The following is a 10,263-nucleotide window of genomic DNA, read 5'->3' as shown; positions in this document are numbered from 1 at the left end:
CCGCAACGCGGTGTGCAGCACCGCCCGGCCCTCCGTCGTGTTGATCTTCTCGCCACGGAACATCGCGTCCCGCAGACCGAACACACCCGTCGCGGTGGCCAGTTCCTGGAGCAGGGCGAGGGTCTCGTCCGTGATCAGGTGTTTGGAGTAGTCGATGTGCAGATCGCCGACCCGTACGACATAGCGCTCGGCGCGGCCGGGGTCCGCGGCGAACAGGTCACGCAGGTGCGGCTGGAGCAGTGTGGTCGCGCGGTGGTCCTCCAGGGCCACCCACTCCGGACGCCGCGTGGGACGGGGGAAGTCAGGCACGGGAGGTCTCCTTGGTGCCCTCGCCCCGCAGGGCGACGGCGTACATCTCGTCCGCGTCGAGGCGGCGCAGTTCCTCGGCGATCAGCTCGGAGGTGGAGCGCACCTTCAGCGCCAGGGTGCGCGGCGGCTGCCCGGGCAGGGACAGCGTGGCCAGCGGCCCGTCGGGACGGTCGATCACGACCTCGCCGTTCTCGGTGCCGAGCCGTACGGCGGTCACCACGGGCCCCGCGGTGACGACGCGTTCGGCGGTGACCTTGAGGCGGGCCTCCAGCCAGCGGGCGAGCAGTTCGGCGCTCGGGTTCTGCGCCTCGCTCTCGACCGTCGCCGAGATCACCTTCGCGCGGGCCTGGTCGAGGGCCGCCGCCAGCATCGAGCGCCACGGCGTCAGCCGGGTCCACGCCAGGTCGGTGTCGCCCGGCGCGTACGAGGCGGCGCGGGCGTCCAGGGCGCGCAGCGGGTCCTCGACGGCGTACATGTCGGTGATCCGGCGCTGCGCGAGGGCGCCCAGCGGGTCCTTGACGGGGTTGTCCGGCGCGTCCACCGGCCACCAGACGACGACGGGCGCGTCCGGCAGCAGCAGCGGCAGGACCACGGAGTCGGCGTGGTCGGTCACCTCGCCGTAGGTGCGCAGGACGACCGTCTCGCCGGTGCCCGCGTCCGAACCGACGCGCACCTCCGCGTCGAGGCGGGAGTTGGTGCGGTCGCGCGGGGTGCGGGCGACGCGCTTGATGACGACCAGCGTCCGCGAGGGGTGCTCGCGGGACGCCTCCTCCGCCGCCTTGATGGCGTCGTAGGCGTTCTCCTCGTCGGTCACGATGACCATCGTCAGGACCATGCCCACGGCGGGGGTGCCGATGGCACGGCGCCCCTGCACGAGCGCCTTGTTGATCTTGCTTGCCGTGGTGTCGGTCAGATCGATCTTCATGGCCTGCGCCAGCTCCGTCCGTCTCGTGCGAGCATCTCGTCGGCTTCCTTCGGGCCCCAACTGCCCGAGGGGTACTGCGCGGGCTTGCCGTGCGCGTCCCAGTACCCCTCGATCGGGTCGAGGACCTTCCAGGACTCTTCCACCTCCTGGTGACGGGGGAAGAGGTTGGCGTCGCCGAGCAGGACATCCAGGATCAGCCGTTCGTACGCCTCCGGGCTGGACTCGGTGAACGACTCGCCGTACGCGAAGTCCATGGTGACGTCCCGGATCTCCATCGAGGTACCCGGCACCTTCGATCCGAAGCGCACCGTCATGCCCTCGTCCGGCTGGACGCGGATGACGATCGCGTTGGCGCCGAGTTCCTCGGTGGCCGTGGAGTCGAAGGGGGAGTGCGGGGCGCGCTGGAAGACGACCGCGATCTCGGTGACGCGCCGGCCGAGCCGCTTGCCGGTGCGCAGGTAGAAGGGGACGCCCGCCCAGCGGCGGTTGTCGACCTGGAGCTTGACGGCCGCGTAGGTGTCGGTGGTCGACGCGGGGTCGATGCCGTCCTCCTGGAGGTAGCCGCGCACCCGCTCGCCACCCTGCCAGCTCGCCGCGTACTGGCCGCGCACGGTGTGCTCGCCCAGGTTCTCCGGCAGCTTCACCGCGCGCAGCACCTTGAGCTTCTCGGTCAGCAGCGACTCGGCGTCGAACGCGGCCGGTTCCTCCATGGCGGTCAGGGCCATCAGCTGGAGGAGGTGGTTCTGGATGACGTCACGGGCGGAGCCGATGCCGTCGTAGTAGCCGGCCCGGCCGCCGATGCCGATGTCCTCGGCCATGGTGATCTGCACGTGGTCGACGTAGGACCGGTTCCAGATGGGCTCGTACATCTGGTTGGCGAAGCGGAGCGCCAGGATGTTCTGGACGGTCTCCTTGCCGAGGTAGTGGTCGATGCGGAACACCTGGTCCGGGTCGAACACCTCGTGCACGATCTTGTTCAGCTCGCGCGCGCTCTTCAGGTCGTGGCCGAACGGCTTCTCGATGACCGCACGCCGCCAGGATCCCTCGGGGGAGTCCGCAAGACCGTGCTTCTTGAGCTGCTGGACGACCTTCGGGAAGAACTTCGGCGGGACGGACAGATAGAACGCGTAGTTGCCGCTGGTGCCCTGCGAGGAGTCCAACTCCTCGACAGCCGCACGCAGTTGCTCGAACGCGCCGTCGTCGTCGAAGTCACCCGGGATGAACCGCATGCCCTCGGCGAGCTGCTGCCAGACCTCCTCGCGGAACTCGGTGCGCGAGTGCTCGCGCACCGAGTCGTGCACCACCTGCGCGAAGTCCTGGTCCTCCCACTCACGCCGGGCGAACCCGAGGAGCGAGAAACCCGGCGGCAGCAGACCCCGGTTGGCGAGGTCGTACACGGCCGGCATGAGCTTCTTGCGGGACAGGTCACCGGTCACACCGAAGATGACGAGCCCGGAGGGGCCCGCGATCCGGGGGAGCCTGCGGTCGCGCGGGTCACGCAGCGGGTTGTCCCAGTCGGCCGCCGGGACGACGCCGAGTGCCTCGGCGAGCGCCTCGGATGTCAGCCCGGACGGTTCCACGGGCGCGTCACCGGATCCCTGCGGCGCGGCGGCCGCGTCCTCGACGGTGTCGTCGGCACGTACGTCACCCTTGGTCATACCCCTTCAACTCCCTTGCCGCGCAGCGAGGTCCCCACCGCTTCGAGCAGGTCCTCCCACGCCGCCTCGAACTTCGCGACCGCCTCGTCCTCCAGCTGCCCGACGACCTCTTCGTAGGAGATCCCCTGCGCCTCGACGGCCGCGAGGTCGGCACGCGCCTGGGCGTAGCCGCCGGTCACCGCGTCACCGTGGATGTCGCCGTGGTCGGCCGTCGCGTTCAGCGTGGCCTCCGGCATGGTGTTCACCGTGCCCGGCGCGACCAGCTCGTCGACGTACAGGGTGTCCTTGTAGGAGGGGTCCTTGACGCCCGTGGAGGCCCACAGCGGGCGCTGCTTGTTGGCGCCGGACGGGGCGAGCGCGGTCCAGCGGTCCCCGGCGAACACCTCCTCGTACGCCTCGTAGGCGAGCCGCGCGTTGGCGAGCGCCGCCCGGCCCTTGAGCGCGAGGGCCTCGTCGGTGCCGACCTTGGCGAGGCGCTTGTCGATCTCGCTGTCCACGCGGGAGACGAAGAAGGAGGCGACGGAGTGGATGCCGGCGAGGTCGATGCCCGCCGCGTCCGCCTTCTCCAGGCCCGCCAGGTAGGCGTCCATGACGGCGTTGTAACGCTCCAGGGAGAAGATCAGCGTGACGTTGACGCTGATGCCGAGGCCGATGACCTCGGTGATCGCCGGGAGGCCCGCCGTCGTCGCGGGAATCTTGATCATGACGTTCGGGCGGTCGACGAGCCAGGCGAGCTGCTTGGCCTCGGCGATGGTGGCGGCCGTGTCGTGGGCCAGCCGCGGGTCGACCTCGATGGAGACCCGGCCGTCGCGGCCGCCGGTCGTCTCGAACACCGGGCGCAGGATGTCGGCGGCGGCGCGGACGTCCGCGGTCGTCATCATGCGGACGGCCTCGTCGACCGTCACCTTGCGTACGGCGAGTTCGGCCAGCTGCTCCTCGTAGCCCTCGCCGGAGCCGATGGCGGCCTGGAAGATGGACGGGTTGGTGGTCACGCCCACCACGTGGCGGTTCTCGACGAGTTCGGCCAGGTTGCCGGACTCGATGCGCTTGCGGGACAGGTCGTCCAGCCAGATGGACACGCCTTCGTCGGAGAGGCGCTTCAGGGTTGCCGCGGTCGCGGTTGCTTCGGTCACAGTGATCATCTTCCTTGGTACGAACGGATCAACCGCGCAGGGCGGCGAGGGATTCCCGCGCGGCGGCGGCGACGTTCTCGGCGGTGAAGCCGAACTCGGCGAACAGTGTCTTGGCGTCGGCGGAGGCGCCGAAGTGCTCCAGCGAAACAATGCGTCCTGCGTCACCGACGTAGCGGTACCAGGTCAGACCGATTCCGGCCTCGACCGCCACGCGGGCCTTCACGGACGGCGGAAGGACACTCTCCCGGTACTCCGGGGACTGCTCCTCGAACCACTCGACGGACGGCATCGACACGACGCGGGTGCCGACGCCCTCGGCCTCCAGGCGTTCGCGCGCCTCGACGGCGAGCTGCACCTCGGAGCCGGTGGCGATGAGGACGACGTCCGGGGTGCCGGTGGAGGAGTCCCGCAGGACGTATCCACCGCGTGCCGCGTCGGGGTCGGCCGGGTAGGTCGGCACGCCCTGGCGGGTGAGGGCCAGACCGTGCGGGGCCGGGTCGGTGGCGTGCCGGCGGAGGATCTCGGCCCAGGCGATCGAGGTCTCGTTGGCGTCGGCCGGACGGACGATGTTCAGGCCCGGGATGGCCCGCAGCGAGGCGAGGTGCTCGACCGGCTGGTGGGTGGGGCCGTCCTCGCCGAGGCCGACGGAGTCGTGCGTCCAGACGTACGTGACCGGGAGCTGCATCAGGGCGGACAGCCGGACGGCGTTGCGCATGTAGTCGGAGAACACCAGGAAGGTGCCGCCGTAGATGCGCGTGTTGCCGTGCAGCGCGATGCCGTTCATCTCGGCGGCCATCGAGTGCTCGCGGATGCCGAAGTGCACGGTGCGGCCGTACGGGTCCGCCTCCGGCAGTGGGTTGCCCTTCGGCAGGAAGGAGGACGTCTTGTCGATGGTGGTGTTGTTCGAGCCGGCCAGGTCGGCGGAGCCACCCCACAGTTCGGGGAGCACGTCACCGAGCGCCTGGAGCACCTTGCCGGAAGCGGCACGCGTGGCGACCGAGGTGCCTTCCTCGAACACCGGCAGCGAGGTCTCCCAGCCCTCGGGGAGCTGGCCCGCGACGATCCGGTCGAAGAGCTTGGCGCGCTCCGGGGCGGCGGTGCGCCAGGCGCCGATCCGCTTGTCCCAGGCGGCGTGCGCCTCGGCTCCCCGGTCGAGGGCCTGGCGGGCGTGGGCCAGCACCTCGGCGTCGACCTGGAAGGTCTGCTCCGGGTCGAAGCCCAGGATGCGCTTGGTGGCCGCGATCTCCTCGGCCCCCAGTGCCGAGCCGTGCGAGGCCTCGGTGTTCTGCGCGTTGGGCGCGGGCCACGCGATGATCGTGCGCATCGCGATGATGGACGGGCGCCCGGTCTCGGCCTTGGCCGCGGTGAGCGCGGTGTGCAGCGCGTGCACGTCGATGTCGCCGCCGAGGGCGGGCTCGATGCGCTGCACGTGCCAGCCGTACGCCTCGTACCGCTTGAGGACGTCTTCGGAGAAGGCGGTCGCGGTGTCGCCCTCGATGGAGATGTGATTGTCGTCGTAGACGAACACGAGGTTGCCGAGCTGCTGGTGGCCGGCGAGCGAGGACGCCTCGGCGGAGATGCCCTCCTCCAGGTCGCCGTCGGAGACGATCGCCCAGATGGTGTGGTCGAAGGGGGACTCGCCCTCCGGCGCCTCGGGGTCGAAGAGGCCGCGTTCGTAGCGGGCGGCCATCGCCATGCCCACGGCGTTGGCGACGCCCTGTCCGAGCGGGCCCGTCGTGGTCTCGACGCCGGCGGTGTGCCCGTACTCCGGGTGACCGGGCGTCTTCGACCCGTGCGTGCGGAACGCCTTCAGGTCGTCGAGGCCGAGCTCGTAGCCCGACAGGAAGAGCTGGGTGTAAAGAGTCAGCGAGGTGTGACCGGGGGAGAGGACGAAGCGGTCGCGTCCGGTCCACTCCGGGTCGGCCGGGTCATGACGCATCACCTTCTGAAAGAGCGTGTACGCCGCCGGAGCCAGGCTCATCGCGGTTCCGGGGTGGCCGTTGCCCACCTTCTGCACCGCGTCAGCAGCCAGGATGCGGGCGGTGTCGACGGCTCGGCGGTCGAGCTCGGTCCAGGTGAAGTCGTCGGAGCTCTGCGTACTCATCTTCAAGAAGTCCTCACGGGAGGGGTCATCGCTGGTCGAACGTCTTCAAACCTAAAAGTCAGACTTTTGCCGGGGAAGGTGCCCGTGTGTCAGCCTTCGGTGAAAGTGGGACACGCAGAGTCGTGGCGAGCCGACGCGAGAAGGACATGACAGACAGAACAACCCAAGGCGGGACCGGGATCCGGAGCGGTGCCGCGGGCGAGGGAGGCACCCCGGACGGGATCAGGACGTTCCCCTTCCCGTCCGATCTGAGCCTCTCCGGCGTCGGTATGCAGGTCGGCGCGATGGGGACCGGCCGCACCTGGCACGCGGAGGCCCCGCTGGAGCGCGTGCACCGCATCGACTTCCACGTCGTGATGCTCTTCAGCGAGGGCCCGGTCCGCCACATGATCGACTTCGCCGAGTACGAGGCCGCGGCGGGCGACATCCTGTGGATCCGGCCCGGCCAGGTGCACCGCTTCTCCAGCGCCGACCGCTACCGCGGCACCGTGCTGACGATGCAGCCCGGCTTCCTGCCGCGCGCGACCGTCGAGGCGACCGGCCTCTACCGCTACGACCTGCCCCCGCTGCTGCACCCCGACGCCGGCCGGCTCGCCGCCCTGGAGCACTCGCTCGCCCAGTTGGAGCGCGAGTACGTCGACACCACCACACTGCCGCTCAGCCTGCACACCTCGGTGCTGCGGCACTCGCTGACCGCGTTCCTGCTGCGCCTCGCCCATCTCGCGGCCAGCTCCGCCGAGGCGGCCCGGGAACACACGGACACCACCTTCACCCGCTTCCGGGACGCCGTCGAGAAGGACTTCGCCACCAACCACAGCGTCAGCGCCCACGCCGACGCGCTCGGTTACTCGCGGCGCACCCTGGTCCGCGCGGTGCGCGCCGCCACGGGTGAGACGCCCAAGGGATTCATCGACAAACGGGTGGTCCTGGAGGCCAAACGGCTCCTCGCCCACACGGAGATGCCGATCGGGCGCATCGGGGTGGCCGTCGGCTTCCCGGACTCGGCGAACTTCTCGAAGTTCTTCCAGCAGCACACGGGGACGGCCCCGGCGGCCTTCCGCGCCGAACTGCGCTGAGAGGGGCGGACCGTGTGGTCCGCCCCTCCCGCGCGGCCGTGCGGCCGCCGGTCACCGCTCCCCGCGGGGAGCCGTGCCTCAGTGACCGAAGTCGAACCAGTTGACGTTCACGAAGTCGGCCGGCTGGCCGCTGGTGAAGGTCAGATAGACGTCGTGCGTTCCGGTGACGGAGCTGATGTTCGCCGGTACGGTCCGCCAGGACTGCCAGCCGCCGGTGTTGCCGAGCGCGAAGCTGCCGACGGGCGTCGCGGTCCGGCTGTCGAGACGCACCTCGACGAGGCCGCTGACACTGCCGCCCGCCCCGCTCGCGACCCGCCCGTAGAACTGCTTGGCCGCCGTGGAACCGAAGTTGACGCCCTTGTAGAGCGCGTAGTCGCCGTTCGCGATGGAGCTGATGTTCTGGCCGCCGCCGGTGTCGGTGGTGGTCTCGGTGCCGACGCCCGCCTGCCCGTCGTAGGACTCGGCCTGGACGGCGCTGTAGGCGTCACGGTTGCCGGTGGGCGGCGGGGTGGTGCCGCCACCGCCGCCGGCCGACTGGAGGACCTGGACGTAGTCGACGGTCAGCGGGTGGCCCGGCACCGTGCCGCTGTCGGGACCGCCGCCGAACGCGTCGGGGAAGCCGCCGCCCATCGCGACGTTCAGGATCACGAAGTAGCCGTGGTTGGTGGCGTTCGCCCACGTGGCCGCGTCGACCTGGTTCGCCTTCACCGTGTGGAAGTTGACCCCGTCGAGGTAGAAGCGGATCTCCTCGGGGCTCGTCGACCGGTCCCACTCCATGGCGTACGTGTGGAAGCCGGCCTGGCAGGTCGCGCCGGCGCAGGGCGTGTTGCCGCCGATGCCGGACGTCTCGTTGCACGGGCCGCCCGGGTTGGTGCCGCAGTGCATCGTGGCCCACTCGGTGTTGAGGCCCTGGACGTTCTCCATGATGTCCAGTTCGCCGACGCTCGGCCAGTTCTGGTAGTTGCCGCGGTAGGGCGCGCCAAGTGCCCAGAAGGCCGGCCAGTAGCCCTTGGCGGCGGCGCCGGTCACGTTCGGCATCTGGAGCCGCGACTCGACGCGCAGTTTGCCCCCGGCGGGCGGCTGGAAGTCGGTGCGCTTGGTCTCGATGCGGCCCGAGGTCCAGTTGCCGGCGGCGTCACGGCGCGGGGTGATGAGCAGGTTGCCACTGCCGTCCAGGGCGACGTTGTTGGTGCTGGAGGTCATCGTCTCGACCTCGCCGGTGCCCCAGTTGGCGGCCCCGCCCGGGTAACTGGTGCCCGTGTCGTACTGCCAGTTGGCGGTGTTGACGCCGGTTCCGGCCGTGCCGTTGAAGTCGTCGAGGAAGACCTGGGACCAGCCGGAGGGGGGAGTGGGGGCGGAGGCGTTCGCGGGGAGGGTGGCGGCCGTCGCGGCGGCCGCGGCCAGGCTCAGCGTGCTGAACACGGCGATCAGTACGCGGCGCAGGGAGCCGCGTCTGACAGGTGTGCCGGAAGTTTCACTCATGGGTGCCTCTTCGGGTACGGAGTGTGGGGTGCGCGGGTGGTCGTGAGAGCGCTCCCATGGCCTTTGAGAGCGCTCTCACAGCAGCTGCGCGGCCAATGTGCTCTCTGTCACTCCGACCGTCAAGAGGTGAAGCCGAGAAACTCCTTGCGGCGTACGGGAGTTCACGCCGTGAAAGAAGGAGCCGCGGGACCGCGGCGGGCCGGCGCGTTGCGCCGGGACCCGCCCTTCGGCGCCACCGTCACAGGGCGCTGCCGGTCTTCCAGTCCGCCCACGACAGGTTCCAGCCGTTGAGGCCGTTCGACGCCTCGACGGTCCGTTCGCCGGAGTTCTTGACCACCACCACGTCACCGAGCATCGAACTGTCGTAGAACCGGTAGCCCGGTACCGAGTGGTCGGCCCCGCCCTTGGCGTCGTGCAGGCCGATGCAGCCGTGGCTGGTGTTGCCGCTGCCGAAGACCGAGGTCGCCGCCCAGTAGTTGCCGTGGATGAACGTGCCGGACGTGGTCAGGCGCTGGGCGTGCGGCACGTCCGCGATGTCGTACTCGTCGCCGAGCCCTACGGTCGAGGACTCCATCCGGGTCTGCCGCAGCCGCTCGCTGATCACCATGATCCCGGACCAGGTGGTGTGGTCCGTGTCGCCGCCGGTGACCGGGTAGCTCGCGAGGGTCGCGCCGTCCCGCTCGACCGTCATGGTGTCCTTCGCGAGGTCCACGGTGCTCACCTGGCGGCGGCCGATGTGGAAGGTGACGTCCTTCGACTGGACGCCGTAGACGCCGTCCGCGCCCTCGACGTCCTTCAGCCGCAGGCTCAGCGTGATCTTCGTGCCCGCGGCCCAGTACTCCCGGGGCCGGAAGTCGAGCCGGGTGTTCCCGAACCAGTGGCCGACGATCTCGACCGCGGGCTCCGCCGTGACCGTGATGGCCTTCTCGACGGCGGCCCGGTCCGCCACGGCGTGCGTGAAGTCGATCGACACGGGCATGCCGACACCCGAGGTGGAATTCGCCTCCGGCGTGAACCGGCCCACGAAGGTCTCGCCCGGGGACTTCGTGACGAAGTTCGCGGTGTGCTCCGAGCCGTCCAGCGTTTTCGCGATGACCGTGTATTTGGTTCCCGAGTACGGATGCGCCGTGGAGGTCCATCGCGTGCGGCCCGCGTCGAAGGATCCGGCCAGGAGGGAACCGTCGTTGCCGGACACCACGACCGTCGACAGGGTGCCGTCCGTCACGGCTATCTCGACCGGGCGGGTGAACGCGGCCTTCTTGGTGCCGTCGGCCGGGGTGACGGAGACGGTCGCCCTCCTGACCTGGGACGTGGCCCCGGATCCGGCGGTCGCGCCGCCGGTCGCCGTCGCGCCCGTTCCCTCCGCCGCGTCGGCGGAGGCGCCGCACCCCGTCAGGGCGAGGGCCGGCACGGCCGCTCCGAGCGCGGTGAGCACCCCACGCCGTGACCAGGCGGGGCGCCCGCTCCGGTGCCGGTGCCGTCCTGCGGTCTCCGGCACGGATTCGGGCCGGACGGATATCTCGGGGACCTCCACGGAACGCCTTTCCTCGGTTCTGCTCCCCCATTGCCTCGGGTG

Annotated in this window: 7 protein-coding genes and 1 pseudogene; 1 reads left to right on the top strand and 7 read right to left on the bottom strand. The window is 70.4% G+C overall.

All coding sequences use genetic code 11. The features are described 5' to 3' along the window. The 5 genes and pseudogenes from ACIRQH_RS35310 to tkt all read right to left on the bottom strand — a co-directional run. Nucleotides 1-309, bottom strand: a pseudogene (locus ACIRQH_RS35310) (glucose-6-phosphate isomerase); the annotation flags it as partial. Further along, nucleotides 302-1,234, bottom strand: coding sequence for a glucose-6-phosphate dehydrogenase assembly protein OpcA (gene opcA, locus ACIRQH_RS35305; RefSeq protein WP_358820165.1), 933 nt, complete (start codon nucleotides 1,232-1,234; stop codon nucleotides 302-304). The pseudogene ACIRQH_RS35310 and the gene opcA, both read right to left, overlap by 8 nt. Then, nucleotides 1,231-2,892, bottom strand: coding sequence for a glucose-6-phosphate dehydrogenase (gene zwf / locus ACIRQH_RS35300; protein WP_358820166.1), 1,662 nt, complete (start codon nucleotides 2,890-2,892; stop codon nucleotides 1,231-1,233). Before zwf ends, opcA begins: the two co-directional genes overlap by 4 nt. After that, nucleotides 2,889-4,034 (bottom strand): transaldolase, encoded by a 1,146-nt coding sequence (tal, locus tag ACIRQH_RS35295; RefSeq protein WP_358820167.1) that lies wholly within the window; start codon nucleotides 4,032-4,034, stop codon nucleotides 2,889-2,891. Before tal ends, zwf begins: the two co-directional genes overlap by 4 nt. A 19-nt stretch (nucleotides 4,035-4,053) precedes the next feature. Further along, a complete protein-coding gene (gene tkt / locus ACIRQH_RS35290; protein WP_404229092.1) occupies nucleotides 4,054-6,129 on the bottom strand; it encodes a transketolase in 2,076 nt (691 codons plus the stop codon). A 146-nt stretch (nucleotides 6,130-6,275) separates the two neighbouring features. Here tkt and ACIRQH_RS35285 point away from each other — a divergent pair, with 146 nt between their 5' ends. Further along, nucleotides 6,276-7,205 carry an AraC family transcriptional regulator gene (locus tag ACIRQH_RS35285; RefSeq protein ID WP_388875525.1) on the top strand — a complete coding sequence of 310 codons (930 nt, stop codon included), beginning with the start codon at nucleotides 6,276-6,278 and terminating at the stop codon, nucleotides 7,203-7,205. 78 nt (nucleotides 7,206-7,283) lie between these two features. On the opposite strand, the gene ACIRQH_RS35280 is transcribed toward ACIRQH_RS35285, so the two are convergent. Continuing rightward, nucleotides 7,284-8,687: a glycoside hydrolase family 16 protein gene (locus ACIRQH_RS35280; RefSeq protein WP_358820170.1), complete on the bottom strand. Its 1,404-nt coding sequence runs from the start codon at nucleotides 8,685-8,687 to the stop codon at nucleotides 7,284-7,286. A gap of 238 nt (nucleotides 8,688-8,925) precedes the next feature. Next, a complete protein-coding gene (locus ACIRQH_RS35275) occupies nucleotides 8,926-10,221 on the bottom strand; it encodes an Ig-like domain-containing protein (RefSeq protein WP_388934599.1) in 1,296 nt (431 codons plus the stop codon). Nucleotides 10,222-10,263 lie beyond the last annotated feature (42 nt).

The sequence above is a fragment of the Streptomyces sp. NPDC102279 genome, assembly GCF_044766365.1.
In the GTDB taxonomy this organism is placed as follows: Bacteria; Actinomycetota; Actinomycetes; order Streptomycetales; family Streptomycetaceae; genus Streptomyces.
The sequence above is the reverse complement of the archived record's forward strand: the minus strand, read 5'-3'. Positions and strand labels throughout refer to the sequence as shown.